This window comes from Streptomyces sp. 135, from assembly GCF_020026305.1.
GTDB lineage: Bacteria > Actinomycetota > Actinomycetes > Streptomycetales > Streptomycetaceae > Streptomyces.
Window position 1 is genome coordinate 47,493 of the sequence record NZ_CP075691.1, and the last position, 16,128, is coordinate 63,620.

12 protein-coding genes and 5 pseudogenes are annotated in these 16,128 nt (G+C 68.6%); 11 read left to right on the forward strand and 6 right to left on the reverse strand.

All coding sequences use genetic code 11. The features are described from left to right. Positions 1 to 224 precede the first annotated feature (224 nt). The gene (locus KKZ08_RS00250) at positions 225 to 422 is read right to left on the reverse strand and encodes a hypothetical protein (RefSeq protein ID WP_223772473.1); all 198 of its coding nucleotides are present in this window, start codon (positions 420 to 422) and stop codon (positions 225 to 227) included. Between the two features lie 632 nt (positions 423 to 1,054). Here KKZ08_RS00250 and KKZ08_RS00255 point away from each other — a divergent pair. The 4 genes and pseudogenes from KKZ08_RS00255 to KKZ08_RS00270 form a co-directional block, all read left to right on the forward strand. Next, a complete protein-coding gene (locus tag KKZ08_RS00255; protein WP_223772474.1) occupies positions 1,055 to 1,255 on the forward strand; it encodes a hypothetical protein in 201 nt (66 codons plus the stop codon). Continuing rightward, positions 1,252 to 1,479, forward strand: a complete 228-nt coding sequence (locus KKZ08_RS00260; protein WP_223772475.1) for a MarR family transcriptional regulator — start codon at positions 1,252 to 1,254, stop codon at positions 1,477 to 1,479. Before KKZ08_RS00255 ends, KKZ08_RS00260 begins: the two co-directional genes overlap by 4 nt. After that, on the forward strand, positions 1,476 to 1,808 hold the full coding sequence (locus KKZ08_RS00265) for a DUF6233 domain-containing protein (RefSeq protein ID WP_223772476.1): 333 nt from the start codon (positions 1,476 to 1,478) through the stop codon (positions 1,806 to 1,808). The genes KKZ08_RS00260 and KKZ08_RS00265 overlap by 4 nt, the downstream gene beginning before the upstream one ends. 125 nt (positions 1,809 to 1,933) lie before the next feature. Further along, positions 1,934 to 2,332 (forward strand): annotated as a pseudogene (locus KKZ08_RS00270) (Ku protein); the annotation flags it as partial. On the opposite strand, the pseudogene KKZ08_RS00275 reads toward KKZ08_RS00270, so the two are convergent. From KKZ08_RS00275 to ilvB, 4 genes and pseudogenes are all read right to left on the reverse strand, one after another. Beyond that, positions 2,331 to 2,688 (reverse strand): annotated as a pseudogene (locus KKZ08_RS00275) (IS701 family transposase); the annotation flags it as partial. The pseudogenes KKZ08_RS00270 and KKZ08_RS00275 overlap by 2 nt on opposite strands. A gap of 253 nt (positions 2,689 to 2,941) precedes the next feature. Next, positions 2,942 to 3,092: pseudogene (locus KKZ08_RS00280) on the reverse strand (IS5/IS1182 family transposase); the annotation flags it as partial. Between the two features lie 42 nt (positions 3,093 to 3,134). Then, entirely contained in the window at positions 3,135 to 3,584 is a 450-nt protein-coding gene (locus tag KKZ08_RS00285; RefSeq protein WP_211827755.1) for a cupin domain-containing protein, read from the reverse strand. Between the two features lie 78 nt (positions 3,585 to 3,662). After that, positions 3,663 to 5,426, reverse strand: coding sequence for a biosynthetic-type acetolactate synthase large subunit (ilvB, locus tag KKZ08_RS00290; RefSeq protein ID WP_223772477.1), 1,764 nt, complete (start codon positions 5,424 to 5,426; stop codon positions 3,663 to 3,665). A gap of 440 nt (positions 5,427 to 5,866) precedes the next feature. Here ilvB and KKZ08_RS00295 point away from each other — a divergent pair, with 440 nt between their 5' ends. The 4 genes and pseudogenes from KKZ08_RS00295 to KKZ08_RS00310 form a co-directional block, all read left to right on the forward strand. Next, on the forward strand, positions 5,867 to 7,228 hold the full coding sequence (locus KKZ08_RS00295) for a tryptophanase (protein ID WP_223778859.1): 1,362 nt from the start codon (positions 5,867 to 5,869) through the stop codon (positions 7,226 to 7,228). Continuing rightward, positions 7,225 to 8,400 (forward strand): glutamate--cysteine ligase, encoded by a 1,176-nt coding sequence (locus tag KKZ08_RS00300; protein ID WP_223772478.1) that lies wholly within the window; start codon positions 7,225 to 7,227, stop codon positions 8,398 to 8,400. The genes KKZ08_RS00295 and KKZ08_RS00300 overlap by 4 nt, the downstream gene beginning before the upstream one ends. 37 nt (positions 8,401 to 8,437) lie before the next feature. Beyond that, positions 8,438 to 9,676 (forward strand): amidohydrolase family protein, encoded by a 1,239-nt coding sequence (locus KKZ08_RS00305; protein WP_223772479.1) that lies wholly within the window; start codon positions 8,438 to 8,440, stop codon positions 9,674 to 9,676. A gap of 45 nt (positions 9,677 to 9,721) precedes the next feature. After that, a pseudogene (locus KKZ08_RS00310) lies at positions 9,722 to 9,826 on the forward strand (IS5/IS1182 family transposase); the annotation flags it as partial. Here KKZ08_RS00310 and KKZ08_RS00315 read toward each other — a convergent pair. Continuing rightward, on the reverse strand, positions 9,822 to 10,172 hold the full coding sequence (locus tag KKZ08_RS00315; protein WP_346657913.1) for a transposase: 351 nt from the start codon (positions 10,170 to 10,172) through the stop codon (positions 9,822 to 9,824). The pseudogene KKZ08_RS00310 and the gene KKZ08_RS00315 sit on opposite strands and share 5 nt — an antisense overlap. A gap of 475 nt (positions 10,173 to 10,647) precedes the next feature. On the opposite strand from KKZ08_RS00315, the pseudogene KKZ08_RS38865 reads away from it, so the two are divergent. From KKZ08_RS38865 to KKZ08_RS00335, 3 genes and pseudogenes are all read left to right on the forward strand, one after another. Next, positions 10,648 to 12,996 (forward strand): annotated as a pseudogene (locus KKZ08_RS38865) (Tn3 family transposase); the annotation flags it as partial. Positions 12,997 to 13,061: 65 nt separating this feature from the next. After that, positions 13,062 to 14,237 (forward strand): tyrosine-type recombinase/integrase, encoded by a 1,176-nt coding sequence (locus tag KKZ08_RS00330; RefSeq protein ID WP_346657857.1) that lies wholly within the window; start codon positions 13,062 to 13,064, stop codon positions 14,235 to 14,237. A gap of 26 nt (positions 14,238 to 14,263) precedes the next feature. After that, positions 14,264 to 16,117 (forward strand): site-specific integrase, encoded by a 1,854-nt coding sequence (locus KKZ08_RS00335; RefSeq protein WP_223772482.1) that lies wholly within the window; start codon positions 14,264 to 14,266, stop codon positions 16,115 to 16,117. Positions 16,118 to 16,128 lie beyond the last annotated feature (11 nt).

Sequence of the window (16,128 nt, forward strand, 5' to 3'; positions counted from 1 at the left end):
AGCCTGGTCTTGGAGTAGCCCGAGCGGCTGACGAGGCCTTCGAGGGTCAGGCCGCTGGCCACGAGCCGGTCGCGGACCGGCTCCAGCCAGGTGCGGTGCACCTGGCCCGCCGTCTCGGCGATCGGTCCCGGCGGGCGTCCGAGGCGGCTGGGAGGGTCTCCTCCGGACTGGTGGGGTACCTGAGGCGGTTTCACCGTGACGCCCCCTCAACTCCGGTAGTCCCCCTAGCAGTCCCCGGCTGCCGGCGTGGCGCTCTGCCGTGCGCTCGGGCCGCTGAGCGCGGAGACGATCTGCTGGATGAGGAGCCCCAGCGAGGGCAGCAGCGCGGCCACTGCCGCGAGTTGCCCCAGCACGGTCATCACCGTGCTCCACACAAGGACCGCAGCCAAAACGGTCACGGCCAGCACCTGCTTGCTTGTCATCGCACCTTCCCTAAAGGGATCAGGGGTCTGGAAAGGGCTCCTCCGGGGCGGTGCTCAAGCGCCCCGGAGGAGCTGGACGACAGCATGGTGCGCCAGACGCACGCCACTCAACGTGATCATGAGATTACGGAACAATGGCCTCGCGGACCCCACCCGGTTTCCGCTTGCTGAACTAGCAGCAACAGCGACAAATGGTGGCCGAATGAACGCTTTTGGAGGCGAAAACGTACTTCTCGTTGCGGTGCCGGGATGATGGCGCACCATGGAATACGACGCCTCCCCGGGCGTTGCACCTTCCGGTCTGGAAGGCCAGGCGGCCTCCTTGTGCTCAAGAACAACCGAAGGGGACCGCCCCGCTTCCGTCCAGCCGCCCACGCGCTGGGCGGAAGCGGCCCGCCCCCCACGGGGACAGAGCAGCCACCTCTTCACCCCGGACGCGGTGCGCTGCAGAAAGGCCGGCTCGCCAGGGGCTTCACGCCCTGGACGGGCAGGTGGCCCGGCCCTTAAAGGATGAGTGGGCCATGGGGCGGGCGGCATCGGCCCGCACGGCCACGGTCAGCACGCCGCCTCGTCAGTCGCGTCCCGGTGATGACGACTGGCCCAGAAAATCGAACACATGCTCTACTGACGGCATGGTGCACAACAACTACTCCCCCGACCTCGTACAGACCCAGCGCGACTGGACACGCACCTACCAGGCCCTCGCCCACGCCCGCGCCCGCCACAACACCACCCTGCGACGACGGCTCATCACCCTCTCCCGCCGCCTCGTCCAGGACGTCCCGCGGGCCGAGCAGGCCGACCTGCGCCGACGCGCCCAGGAGCCGTCATGACCCGCCGCTCCTGGGACATCACCGACCGCCAGCGCTCGGTCCTGGCCTGCATCCGCGACCGCGTCCTGGAGACCGGCGAGGCCCCCACCGTGCGCGAGATCGGCGCCGCCATCGGCCTGTCCAGCCCCTCCTCTGTCCACTACCAGCTGCGCCGCCTGGAGCAGGCCGGCGCCCTCGTGCGCGCCGACAGCGGTAGCTGGAGGAACTACCGGCTCGCGCGATGAGCGACACCCGCCGTATCGAGGTGCTCCGCTTCCTGGAACGGGTCCAGGAGCGGGACCTGGCACGCACCCGTCGGTGGATCGCGGATGAGGAACGGCGAGAGGCGGAACGGCTCCGCGGGCAGCAGGCCCGGCCTCCGGCTCCGGACTGGCTGATCGAGCTGGGCATCGGCCAGGGCAAGCCCCCGGTGTATGTGCACGTCGGCGGATGCCACATGGCCGGCAAACGCAGCCGCGGCGCCGACGTGGCCCAAGCGCGCCAGGCCCTCAATGAGGGCGTCGCCGCCTGTATCCACTGCCGGCCCGACACCGAGCTCGGCGTACTGGACTGAGGAAAACGGCCCGCCACGCGGGTCACGATGCGGCAGCACACGGCCAAGGCGGCGCGGCCGAGCATGCGAGCGACGGCGCACCTTCCTAGGCTGGTCACCTCGGGGCCGTCCATGGAGGTACCGCCATGCCCCGCCCTGTCTGGTCCGGCGCCATCAGCTTCGGCCTGGTTACCATCCCGATCAAGGTGCTCCCCGCGACCGAGAACCACAGCCTGCGCTTCCACCAGTACCACCTGGAGGACATGGGCCGGGTCCGCACGCGGAAGATCTGCGAGCTGGAGGACCGCGAGGTGTCGACCGCGGAGATCGGCAAAGGGTACGAGGTCAACAAGGACACGATCGTCGCCATCGCCGACCACGAGCTGGACGACATGCCGCTCCCTACCGCGAAGGCGATCGAGATCGCCGCGTTCGTGTCCTATGAGTCGATCGACCCGGTACGCATCGGGGAGGGCTATTACCTCCAGGGCGACGGCCAGGTCGCCGCCAAGCCCTACGTGCTGCTCAGGAGGGCCCTCGAGCGCGGACGAGTTCGGCCAGCGGGGCCCGGCGGGCAGGGTGAACAGCCAGTAGTCGGTGGGCGCTTCGGTGTCCTGGGGCCATTCGGCCAGCAGCGTCGCGTCGGGCAGGACACCGTCGCAGCGGCCGCGCTCGGCAGTGGCGGCGGCCTGGGCCAGACGGCGGGCCCGGATTCCGGCCGGCCGCACCCGCAGTGCCAGAAAGCGCGAGCGCATCGGCCCGCGTGAGCCTGCACGCCAGGTCACTTCGCTGAACGCCTGCCGCCCGTGGCCGACCGCCAGCGCCGCCACCGGGGACGGCTTGTCGCGGTAGCGGGGCTGCGGCCGTTGCCGGACCAGGCCGGGGCGGTGGGCTGCACGTCCCATATCGCCGTCGTGCCACCCGGGTCGCTTACCCGCGCGACGTGCCAGTCAGAAGCGGGACTTGCTCACCGGAACGGGGGCGAAGGGACAACAGGCACCTCAACAGCTACATCGGTCGGCGGAACTACCCGAGCATGCCCGTTGACCATGCTGCCGCACCGGAAAATTCCAAGATCCCCGACAGAGTCAAGCTAAAGCCCGTCGCAGAAGGCAGCGTTGACTCGGCCTGAAGTGGGCTGCTGACCTGCTGGTTCAGGCGGCGAGCGCGAGGTTGTGCATGGTAACCACAGCGTAGTGGAGACCATGGCCCCTCTGACGGCGGTCACGGAAGACCTTCCAGGCCTCCATACGGGCGGAAAGCGTGCTCGAGGCGTGCCCTGACCCGGCGGTGCTCGGCGTTGTCCGCAGTGAAGACCCACGACAGCCTTGCGCTGAAGCCGGTGGGTCATGGTGCACGCCGGGGCGGCTCGACCGGTGCGGGTACCTGTACGGCGAGGGGACTTTCTGGTCCGGGCTGGAAGTACACCGCGTGCATGACGAGCGGGGTGTCTCCGAGGTTGGTGCCGATGTGAGCGTGCTCAGGGCCGCGGGCCTCGACGAAGCAGCTGCCGGCGGTGATGGTCTCCACGTCGAGGTCGGCGTAGGTATGGGTGAGTACTCCCTGGTCGACGACGATGAGCAAACGTCCGGGGTGGTAGTGCCACTCAGTGGTGCCGCCGGGCGGCAGGACGATCTTACGTACCGTGACGTACGTGACATCCTTGGCCAGGTCGGGCAGTGCCTCACGGAGCAGTCCGCGGGCTAGGGGTACATGGTGGGCAGCTGGGGCCTGGTCGGGTGGGAAGGCCGCGCGGAGCGCGTCCTCGCTGGAGCGCGGGTCGTCTGCTTCGGCCATGGTTCCGTTCCATTCCATGAGTGCCGTGGTCGGGGCTCTGGCGACGGTGTCCCCGAAAACCGGTGGTCAGTGTTGCGTTCAGAAGTGGGGGCGCAGGCCGCGTGCGATCTCGATCTCGTCGTTGGAGACGCCAGGGGGGACCATGGGCCACACCATTGCGCTCTTGGATACCACGAACTCGATGACCGTTGGACGATCACGGATCGCGGAGGCAGCCAGCACGGCACGGTCCACCTCTTCAGGGTGGTCGCAGCGGTGGACTGCGCAACCGTAGGCCCGCGCCAGTGCGGTGATGTCCGGACTGGGCGGCTTGGCCGGCGAATCGAGGTCCGTCTCCACGAAGTTCTGCTCGTGGAATAGGTCCTGCCACTGGCGCACCATGCCCAGTGAGGCGTTGTTGAGCACGGCGACCTTCACCGGCAGGTCGGCGTGGACACAGGTGGCCAATTCCTGGCAGGTCATCGCGAAGGACCCGTCCCCGTCGATGGCCCACACCTCGGCGTCGGGAAGAGCCGCCTGGACACCCAGTGCCGCCGGCAAGGCGTACCCCATGGTGCCGGCTCCCCCCGAGTTGACGAAGGCACGCGGATAGTTGTGCTGGATGAACTGCGAGGCCCACATCTGGTGTTGGCCGACACCAGTGGTGTATACGGTGCCAGGCCCCGCGGTCAGGACTCCCAGCCGCTCTATGACGTATTGAGGCATGAGTCCGTCACCTTGGTCCTGGTATCCCTGTGGATAGCGCGAGCGCCAACTGTCCAGCCGCTCCCACCAGTCCCCCAGGCCTCGGCTGGTGGTTCGGGCGAGCATCGACCGACGCACCTGGTCAGTGAGGGCGGTCAAGGCCGCGTGACAGTCAGCGTGCAAAGCCACGTCGGCGCGCCGCTTGCGGTTCAGCTCGCCGTTGTCGATGTCGATGTGGACGACGGCCGCGCGTGGGGCGAAGGAATCGAGCTTTCCGGTGACGCGGTCGTCGAAGCGCGCACCTGCGGCGATGACGAGGTCGGCCGCTTGGAGGGCGGCGACCGCCGCCACAGTTCCATGCATGCCCGGCATGCCCAGGTGCTGACGGTGGGTGTCCGGGAAGGCGCCGCGTGCCATCAACGTCGTCACGACGGGCACGTCCAGCGTCTCGGCGAGCTCGCGCAGGGGCGCTGCGGCATCGGCCTTGATCACGCCACCACCGACGTACAGAACCGGACGTTTGGCGGCCAGCAAGAGTTCGGCGGCGCGCTCGATCAGCGCCGGGGTCGGCTGGGGCGGCTCGGCGGGACACGGATCGGGCCACGAAGCCGGAACGAACTGGACCGTGCCCGCCAGCGCGTCCTTGGTGATGGACACCAGGGCCGGGCCGGGGCGGCCGGTGAGGGCGCACCGGATGGCTTCACCGACGGCATCAGCGACATCGGTGGCCCTGGTGACCTCGACGGCGTACTTGGTGATAGGTGCCACGATGGAGCAGATGTCGGCCTCCTGGAAGGCCGCCGTGCCCAGTTGTGAGCTGTCGACCTGGCCGGTAATGGCGAGGACGGGGACCGAGTCCATGTGGGCGTCCATCAGTGCAGTCACCAAATTGGTCGCACCGGGCCCGGATGTGGCCAGGCACACGCCGAGGGTGCCGGTCGCCTGGGCGTGGCCGGATGCCGCGTGCCCTGCTCCCTGCTCGTGCCGGGTCAGTATGTGCCGCAGTCCGGGGAATTCACTGAGTGTCTGGTAGAGCGGAAGATTTGCCCCACCCGGTATCCCGAACAACAATTTCACCCCGGCTCGCTCCAGCATGGATAGCGCGGCTGCCGCACCGGACATCCGGCGGGGTGAGCGACTTTCGGCCAGCACATCCATGAGGAATCCTCTCTACTGCTCCTGTCTCTCTCCCAGTAAGACAGCTGACGCTTGACAACGCCAGAATGATACGCGGGGACTTTGCGGGCTTTCACGCGGCCCCGATAGACGGATATCCTGGTTCCGTAAAGTGCACAGTTCAGCCGGTGGCGCTATACGGCAAAGATGATCGCTTCGGTGCCCCGACTGCAGACTGCCTACGCCATGCACTCTATGGACAGAGGGAATGATGAAGCCGCCGCAGGTACCTCAGACGTAGGTTTTCAGTCATCTCTCCTACGCATGCAGGCTTGACTTTCCTGCATTTAGTGATTCCCCTGGAAGAAGCTGCATTGCCCGGCCCGCGATCTCCCCTGTCCGCCGATGGCTGCACCTGATGATGATGCCATCCGCACCGGCATGCCGATGGATCCCCCTGCGAGGAGTACCGCTTGAGCGCCATGGAGCCGTATCGCATCAAGGCGGTCGAAGCACTGCCTTTCACGGACAGGGAGCATCGAGAGCGGAGCTTGCGGGAGGCGGGCTACAACCTTTTCCGGGTCTCCGCTGAGGACGTCACCATCGATCTGCTCACGGACTCCGGGACCGGGTCGATGTCCGCTGGCCAGTGGGCGGCTCTGATGGAGGGAGACGAGGCGTACGCCGGCGCAAAGTCGTACCGTGCATTCGAAGACCGTGTGCGCGACCTCACAGGTCACCGCCACATCCTGCCCGTGCATCAGGGGCGGGCCGGCGAGCGCGTTCTGTTCCAGGCGATGGAGCTACGAGGCAAGGTCTCTTTCTCCAACGGCCACTACGACACGACTGCGGCCAATGTCGTCCTGGCGGGCGGAAGACCAGTCGACACGCGAACTACGAAGGCCAGGGACTTCCACAGTCCCTACCCGTTCAAGTCGACCTGGCGGTCTGGCCCGAAGAGGTGGCTGCCTCTGGTGGCGACACTGGTCCTCCTCACGCTGACCGACAACGGAGGCGGGGGGCACCCGGTGGCCCTCTCACACGCCCGTGAAGTCGCAGATCTGTGCCGGTCCCGCGGGGTTCCCCTGTTCCTGGACGCGGCCCGCTATGCGGAAAACGCCTACCTGAACCTTCTACGGGGCGAGGCTCCACAGTCCTCACCCGAAGAGATCGCCCGGGAGTTCTTCCGTACCGCGGACGGTGCACTGTGCAGTCTGCGCAAGGACACGTTCGGCAACATGGGCGGGTTCCTCAGCATCGACGACGACGCGCTGGCCGAGCGGTGCCAGGAACTCGTTGTCGCCACCGAGGGGTTCGCGACGTACGGCGGGATGGCCGGCCGGGACCTCGCTTCCCTCACCCGTGGCATCATCGAAGCCACAGAACCGCGGTACCTCGCCCATCGGTACAGCGCGGCGGAGGCGTTCGCCCGGGCACTGGCGGACGAAGGGCTTCCCGTCATGCGACCCACGGCGTGTCATGCCGTGTACATCGACGCCGGCGCGGTGATGCGGCACATTCCGGCACGCGAGTTCCCCGCGGTGGCCTTCGCCAACGAACTGTTCCTGGCCGCTGGAGTCCGATCGGCGGAGATGGGGAGCCTCGAGGCAGGGACCTACGCCTCGTCGGGCGAGCCTGCCGCCCAGCGCGAGCTGCTGCGGCTGACGCTGCCCCGCCGCGTCTACACGCAGAGCCACCTCGCTTACGTGGCCGAGGCCGTCGGACGAGTGGCAAGCCACGCAGAGCGCCTGACAGGGTACGAGGTGCTGCATCAGCCGCGCCACCTCCGTCACTTCACGGCCACCCTACGCCCGTTGGACGCTTCAGAAAGCAAGCGCCGATGAGTCGCCGGCCGTTCGCCCCCGCCCGGGTGGCAGCACCGACGGTAGGGGTCGAAGAGGAGTTCGCGCTGGCCGACTACCGCACCCGCCGTGCCGCCCCCCGGGCTCGGGACGTGGTGAACAAAGCCCGACAGCAGCTCGGGGAGACCCACATGACGGCTGAAATGTCCCGCGTACAGGTTGAGAGCGTCAGTCGGGTCTGCCGCGGCGGCGAGGAACTGGCCGCGGAGCTGGAGAGGTTGCGAGCAGGTGCGGCGAACGCGGCTGCACAGTACGACTGCCTGCTCGTGCCCAGTGGCACGGCCGTGCTGGGCGATCCCGGACCGCCTCCGATCCTGGACCGCCCGCGCTATCACGCCATCCAGGAGCGGTTTGGCCCGCTCACGTGGAATCAGTGTGTCAACTCCTGCCATGTGCACGTTGGTGTCGACAATCTTGAGGACGCCGTCCAGGTGAGTAATCATCTGCGGCTCTGGGCGCCGGTGATGATCGCCCTGACGGCCAACTCACCCTTCTGCGAGGGCACGGATACGGAGTACGCGAGCTGGCGCTCCGTACTTTGGGACCGCTGGCCGACCGCGGGACCGCCGCCCTTCCTGCACTCCGCCGCCCATTACGAGCAGGTGGTCGCGAGTCTCGTCGGCACTGGGGCAGCCCTGGACGCGGCGATGATCTACTGGCAGGTCCGCCCCTCCCGGCACGTGCCCACCGTTGAGGTGCGAGTCGCCGACGTCATGCCGGACATGGCGGACACCCTCGCCTTCGCCCTCCTCGTACGCGCACTCGTCACTGTGGCGCTCGACGCTGTCCACGACGGGCAGGCCCTGCCTGACGTGAATGATGCCGTTCTGCGCGGAGCATGCTGGCAGGCGGCGCGCTGGGGACTGTCCGGTCAGCTTCTGGACACGAGCGCGCCCGACCTGCACCCGCGGCCGGCCCGGCAGGTCGTCGACCGCCTCTGGGAGCACGTGGCGGGACGGCTGGAGCAGTACGCCGACCTGGCTCCGGTACAGGCGTGGCTGGACCGCTCTGAGCGGCTGGGAACCGGTGCGGAGCGGCAGCGTCGCATCGTCCGCGCCAACCGGGGACGACTAGCAGCCGTCGTCGACGCCCTCGCCGTCCCCATTGCAGATAACCGAGCGGCGAGTAACGCAGCGCGCCGACCGGCCGAGTAGGAACGCCCTCACCGGCACCAGTGTGGAGGAGACAGGCATGCGACCACAGGAGGCCCCCGAGAAGCTCCTCCGAGCATCGCTGGTCTGGGACGGGCACATGCCTGAGCCCATCGCCGGCATCGACGTACGCGTGCGCGGCCGCCGCATCACCGAGACCGGGGCGTCCCTCCCACCGGGTCCGGACACCGACGTCATCGCCCTCCCCGGGCACACACTGTTGCCGGGACTGATCGACTGCCACGTGCACGTCGTGGACGAAGCACTGGACACCCAGCCACTGTCGTACCAGGTACTCAGCGCGGTGCCGGTTCTGCGGAGTCTTCTCTCTCACGGATTTACCACGGTCCGCGATCTCGGCGGCGCGGACCAGCCGGTGAACGTCTCCCTCAAGCGGGCTGTCGCTGATGGTCTGATCCCGGGCCCACGCATGATGGTGGCCCCCAACATGCTCTCCGCGCGCGGTGGCCACGGGGACAAGACACCCCATCTCGCGGGGCGCTACGGCCTGGAGATCGGCAGCCTGGCCGACGGGTGCGACGCGGTCATACAAGCGGTACGCACCCAGGCACGCGCTGGCGCCGACTGGATCAAGGCCGCTGTGAGCGGGGGTTTCTCATCCCCTATCGACACCCCTCTTGACCTCGGCTTCACTCAAGGGGAGCTGAACGCTCTCGTCCAGGCCGCTACAGACCGCAATCTTCCCACAGCGGCCCACGCCTTCTCCGACGAGGCCGTGCGACGAGCCATCAGCGCGGGCGTGCGCAGCATTGAACACGCCTGCCTGGCCAGCGCCGCTACGCTCCGTCTGGCGGCCGACGCGGGCATCGTCGTGGTACCCACCCAGTACGCCCAGATGTACTACGTGGACAGACTCGACGATGAGCTCTTCTGGCAGGACCGCCCCGACAGCCTTCGGGCGACTTACGCACAGCACGCCGACGCACTCCGGGCCGGCCTACCTGATGTTGCCGCCAGCGGCGTGCCCATCGCTTTCGGAACGGATGCCGGGATGTTCCCGCACGAGGAGAACTGGCGTGAGTTCCCCACCCTCGTCACCAACGGCTTCACCCCCCGGCAGGCCCTGGGTGCCGCGACGACCCAAGCCGCCACACTCCTACGCCGCCCAGACCTGGGGCACATCGCGCCCGGAGCACTCGCGGACCTGGTGGCCATCCCCGGCAACCCCTTCGAAGACATCGCGGCAATGGAACACTCTGACTTCGTCATGCAGGACGGGAACGTGGTCAGACGGGCACACGGTGTTGCGGCTGAGTAGGCTGAGCAAGAACCCGAACCCTCCGACGGACTCCGTACACCCGCAACCTTGATCCCGGTGCGCGACCGCAGGGTTGGCGCCTCGTCAAGGAACTACCGGTTCTCGGCGAGCGTGCAGGTCATCATCGACGCGGACACCCGCCTGGTCATCGCAAGCGCCCGTATCCGGCGCCGGGGACCAAGGCCGACGCCCACGTCTGGCATGCATCGGATCTGCAGAGGCCGCGGGCGACGGCCTCCACCACACCCTCGAGCACCTCGTCAGCGTCCCACTCGATCCGGTTCAGCATCCGGTGGATGCGGCGGTCCGGGCCTGCGTGGCCGGCTTCTTCCGCCAGCGTCCAGCCGTTTTCCCGCTGCAGCGGAGCGATCAAGCCCCGCATATAAGCCAGTGCGGACTCCCGCGGCTCCGACCTGATGAAACGGTGCACGAACCGCCCATGCACAGCTTCCAGTTCGCCCGCCCACAACCTGACATCAGCAAGGTCCCCACCCATAACCACACCAACGACCAACCTGGCCACCAGTCACAGCAAGCACCGTTGCAGTACTAGGCCGGTCTTATGAGGCAGCAGATGCATGTTTACGAAGCCGCCTGGGGATGCCGTCTCGGGAAGTCGAGGTACTGATGCGAGACACCATGGCCGATGGACGGATTGCGATGCTGGACCTCATGGCTGGCGAGTCCACGCGCCTGGATGCGGCACGGAGAGAGTTTCTGGTGGCTACCCGGCAGGTGCTCGATGGTGACTGCTGACATCATCGATCGGGCACAGCGGGCGGCTCGGGGAACGCGCAACGGGACAGCTCGCGCATCGCGGTAGTCTGCCGCTCCGCAGCTCCCGGGGGCTGAGGAACATCGGAACGAAAACCGGCGCTAAGCCTGCCTGGCGTCGATGTGGGCTTTGACCTGGGGTTCTGTGAGAGATGAACCTTCGGCAGTCGTATTGATCGACTGTCTGAAGGTCCGGGGTGCCGGTCGAGTTTTTGACGGATGAGCAGGCTGCCGCGTACGCGGCGTATCGCGGGGCGCCGTCCCGTACGGAGTTGGAGCGGTTCTTCTTCCTGGACGACGCGGACCGGGAGCTGATCGAGTCCAAGAGGCGGGCACACAACCGCCTGGGGTTCGCGGCCCAGCTCACGACCGCGCGGTATCTCGGGGTGTTCCTGGACGATCCGGTGGACGTACCGCCGGAGGTCGTGGACTACCTTGCCGAGCAGCTCGGCGTCGGTGACCCGTCGGTGCTGAAGGTGTACGGCGAGCGGGAGAACACCCGGCTGGAGCACGTACGCGAGCTGCGGCGGGTGTTGGAGTACCGGGAGTTCGCCGAGGCGGAGGCCGAGCTGCGGGAGTGGGTGGACGCGCGGGCGTGGACGACGGGCGAGGGTCCGAAGGCGTTGTTCGACGCGGCGGCCGGGTGGCTGCGCGAGCGGCGGGTGCTGCTGCCGGGGGTGACGACGCTGACGCGGCTGGTGGCCTCGGTACGGGAAGCGGCGAACCACCGGCTGTGGGACACCCTGTACGGGATGCTCGGCGTCGGGCAGCGGGCGGTGCTGGACTCCCTGCTGACGGTGCCGCCGGGTGAGCGGGTTTCGGAGCTGGACCGGCTGCGCCGGGGCCCGGTGCGGGTGTCGGGCCCGCAGATGAAGCGGGCGTTGGAGCGGGCGGAGGAGATCGCCGCGCTCGGAATGGGCGCTGTGGACGTGTCGGGGATACCGCCACGGCGCTTGGCGGAGCTGTCGCGCTACGGGGTGGACGGGAAGGCGTCGCTGCTGCGCCGGCACTCCGACACGCGCCGCCTGGCGACGCTGCTGGCCACCACCGTGTACTTGACCTCGCGGGCGGTGGACGACGCGCTGGAGGTGCTGATCGCGACGAAGCTGCTGGCGAAGGCGGAGCGCGAGAGTGCGAAGGAGAAGCTGAAGACCCTGCCGCGGGTGGAGCGGGCGTCGGCGAAGCTGGCGACCGCGTTCCAGGTCGTGTTCGACACTACCTCCGAGCAGGTCGATACGGACACGGGGGAGATCGCCCCGCCGAAGGTGGAGAGCCTGGAAGGGATGTGGGCGGCCATCGAGCAGGTGGTGCCCCGGCACGAGCTGGCCGCAGCGATCGCCACGCTGTTCGAGTTGACCCCGCCGCTGGACTCGGATGCGGACGAGGCATGGCGGGCCATGCTGGTCAACCGGTTCGGCACGGTCCGGCCGTTCTTGAAGTTGCTGGTCAGCGTGGTGGACTTCGACGCCACCCCGGAGGGTGAGCCGGTGCTGGCCGCGCTGCTGTCGCTGCCGGAGCTGATGGGCCGCAAGAAGGTCGGCCCGGCCGAGATCGACACCGCCCTGCTAAGCGGTTCGTGGCGGCGCTTGGTGCTGGCGGCGCCGCACCTGGAGCCCGGGACGGTGGACTGGTAGGCGTACACGTTCTGCGTGCTGGAGCACCTGCACCGGATGCTTCGCAGCAAGCAGGTCTTCGCGAAGAACTCCTCGAAGTGGGGTGATCCGCGGGCGAAGCTGCTGGCCGGGCAGGCGTGGCAGCAGGCCCGCCCGACCGTGCTGGCCTCGCTGAACCTGCCCGAGGAAGCGGGCGGCCACCTTCAGGCACGGGCGGCGCTGCTGGACGGCACCTACCGGGAGGTCGCCGCCCGGGTCCCGGACAACGCGCAGATCGTCTTCGACGACGACGGCCGCCTGCACTTTGCCGCCCTGGAGCCGGAGCCCGAACCAGCCTCCCTCCTCGACCTGCGGGCCGCGGTGAACGCGATGCTGCCGCGCGTGGACCTGCCCGAGGTGCTGCTGGAGGTCTTCTCCTGGACCGGCGCCGACCAGGCGTTCGCCTCGGTCACCGGCGGCGAGGCCCGGCTGAAGGACCTGCACGTCACGATCGCGGCCCTGCTGGTCGCCCACGGCTGCAACGTCGGCTACACCCCGGTCATGGGCGGCGCGGACCCGCTGAAGTACGGGCGGCTGTCCCACGTGGACCAGACGTACTTGCGGCTGGCAACGTACCGGGCCGCGAACGCGGCCCTCATCGAGCACCAGGTGTCCATCGGGCTCGCGCAGAGCTGGGGCGGGGGCCTGGTCGCCTCGGTGGACGGGATGCGGTTCGTCGTCCCCGTCCCCAGCGTGTACGCACGGCCGAACCCGAAGTACTTCGGTCGCCGCGGCGGCGCCACTTGGCTCAACATGATCAACGACCAGGCGGCGGGCCTGGGCGGGAAGGTCGTGGCCGGCACCCCGCGCGACTCCCTGTACGTGCTGGACGTCCTCGACGACCGCGATGGCGGCCGCCGTCCGGAGATGATCGTCACCGATACCGCGTCCTATTTGGTTACCTGGACACCTTTCCCCTCGTTGAGGGTCGGGGGCGGCCGTCACGGTCGTCAGGTGCGATGGCCCTGGGGGCGTCCGTGCGCGTACGGCGGCGGTGTCAGGAGGACGGCTCGACCGTGGTCGAGCTGCTCGACGAGAACGAGGACCCGGTCGAGGTCGTTGCGGGGTTCCTGCGGTTCCTCAAGGCCCGGGACTGCTCGCCGAACACGTTGGTCTCGTACGCCTACGACCTACGTCATCTCTGGCGGTTCTTCGAGAGCCGGAGTCTGAGCTGGGACCGCTTCGGCCCTCCGGACGCGATCGCCCTGCTGGAGTACCTGCGGTCGGTGCCCTCGCGTCGGCCACGTCGCCGGATGACGCTGTCGGTGGTGACGATGGGCGCCGACGGTCCGGCGACCAAGCTCGCGGCGAGCACGGTGAACCGGATCCTGGCCGCGGTGTCCTCGTTCTATGAGTACGCGATCCTGGCCGGGCTGCTGGAGCGGGCCAATCCAATCGAGAAGCGCCCCGACCCCGCGCTGCAGCGGGTCTCCGAGCGGCACCGCCCGTTCATGGGGCGCGCGAGCCGGCAGCGTCCGGTCCGCCGCGCGGTGCGCGTCAAGACCGTCCAGCGGGTGCCCCGTCCCTTGGACGACGAGCAGGTCGAGTCACTGCTCGCGCAGCTGCGTGGACTGCGTGACCGGGCGATCGTGTTGCTGATGCTGAACGGTGGGCTGCGGCCTGGCGAGGTTCTCGGCCTGCATCTGGATGATCTAACCTACGGTCGGCGGCGCGTGGTGGTCCGGCACCGCGAGGACCATCCCAAGGGGGCTCGGTCGAAGTCCCGCCAGGAGCGGGTGGTCGACCTGCACGAGACGGAGACCCTGGCCACGGTCAGTGCCTACGTGATGAACGAGCGTCCGCAGGACGCCGACAGCCGGCTGGTGTTCCTGATCGGGGGCCGCGGCACCCGGCGCCTGGAGCCGCTCGGCTACGACGGGCTGGTGCGGATGTTCTCCCGGGCCTGCACCCGGGCGGGCATCCGCGAGCCCTGGGTGACGCCGCATGCCCTGCGCCATACGCACGCGACGCGCATGTGGGAGGGCGGGATGCGGGAGCTGACGCTGCAGAAGCGGCTCGGTCACGCCTCGCCGGAATCGACTCGCCTCTATACCCGGGTCTCCGACCCCGCCGTCGTCGCCGACTACCACCGGGCCCTGGACGCCCTGGGCAAGCCGCGGGAGATCACCGAATGAGGGGCGGCCCCACCTCCACCGCGGCCATGACGGCCAGCCCGGAAACGATCCGCCGACAGCGTCCACGGCACTGCCCCGATGGCGAGTACGTGCGGTTCGTCCGCGCTCAGGACGGCTTCAACCACCACTACCTCAACGCCAAACTGCGCTATTACCGCGCCTTTCGCGAGCGGTGGCCGGACCTGTCCGCCTGGTTCGCCGAGCCGCTGGTCGAGCGAGTGGGCCGACGGGCCGGCGAGCCCTTCCACCGCCCCTCGTTCCCGGCCTCGCACCGGGCCCGGCCCTACCTGACCTACCTCGGCCTGCGCGGATATGCGACGTTCGACTACCGGTGGATGTTCGCCGTCGACCAACTGCGCGTCCACGACCAGGCCGCGCTCGCCGGGATCGACCTGGGCACCACGGCGCTGGTCGAGGAGGCCCTCGAATTCGGCTACAGCGGCCCGGCCGCGCGGCAGGCGATGTCCTGGTCGGTGGCCCGCATCGTGCTCCGCAACGGCCTGACGGACGTCAACGAAATCACCGGCGAGCACGTCGCCGAGGTGCTGGAGGCGATCCGGCTCTTCCCCGAGGACCCCGAGTTCACGGCCTTCTACCCCTCGGCCCAGCAGTTCTACGAAGGGCCGGCGAAGGGCTGGATCACCCACCTGCACCAGTTGGAGGTGGTGCTCTTCCACCGCGGCCAGGTCGCCACCCAGCCGCGCGAGTTGATGCCCTCGTGGAAGGAGCCCTTGAAGCTGCCGCCGCGGATGCTGGCCGTCGCGGAGAGGTGGCTGGCGGCCCGCAAGCTGACTGACGCGCCCTCGACGGTGGACAAGCTGGAACTCGCGGTGCGGGTCTTCGGCCAGTGGCTCGGCGAGCACCACCCCGGTATCACTACCTTCACCGACGTCACCCGCCAGCACTGCCTGGACTGGATCGGTCACCTCGCCGAGGCGCCGGCCAAGAGCACAGGCAAGCCGCTGGGCGTCATGTCGCGGATCCAGCGGATCTCCGGGCTTTCACAGTTCTTCCGGGACACCGCGCTCTGGCAGTACGACGACGTGCCCGGCCACACCCTCATCGGCGCCGGGGACGCACCGAAGTACACCGAGAAAGTTCCGCGGTTCATCCCCGAGCAGGACCTCGACCGGCTGATGCCCGCCATCAATGCGATCGCCTGCCCGTTCCAGCGGGCCGCCCTGCTGGTCGCCCGCTGGTCCGGCGCCCGCCGCACCGAGATCCAGCGCCTGCCGCTGGACTGCCTGGACCGCTATCCCTACGGCACCGCCCGGCTTCGGCTGTCCGGCCGCAAAACCTACAAGGAGCGCGTCGTCCCCCTGCACGAGGACGCCGCCGAGGCCCTGCAAAAGGTCATTGACCTGCGCAGGAACGCACCGGAGCGGCCGTTCACCGACGAGCGGACCGGCGAGGAGATCCGCTACCTGTTCATGAACCACGGCAAGCTGCTGTCGACGTACTACCTGTTCGAGACCCCGATCCAGGCCGCCTGCAAGGCCGTCGGCCTGGTCCGCCCCGGCGGTCGCGGAGGCACCGGCCGCGGCACCGTCTCGGCCCACCGCTTCCGCCACACCGTCGGCACGCAGCTCGCCGAACGCGGCGCCAAGCTCCACACCATCATGAAGGTCCTCGGACACACCTCGGTGAACATGGCACTCGTCTACGCGCAGATCAGCGACCAGGAGGTCCTGCGCGACTACAAGGCCGTGCTCGGCCCCGGCGCCACCATCGCCGGCCCGGCCGCCGAGGAACTGCGCAGCGGCACACTGCCCGATACGTCGATCGACTGGCTCAAGACCAACTTCTTCAAGACCGAGCTCGAACTGGGCCGCTGCCTCCGCTCCCCGCTGAAGGCCCCTGCGAATGCGACCTCTACCTGACCTGCGCGAAG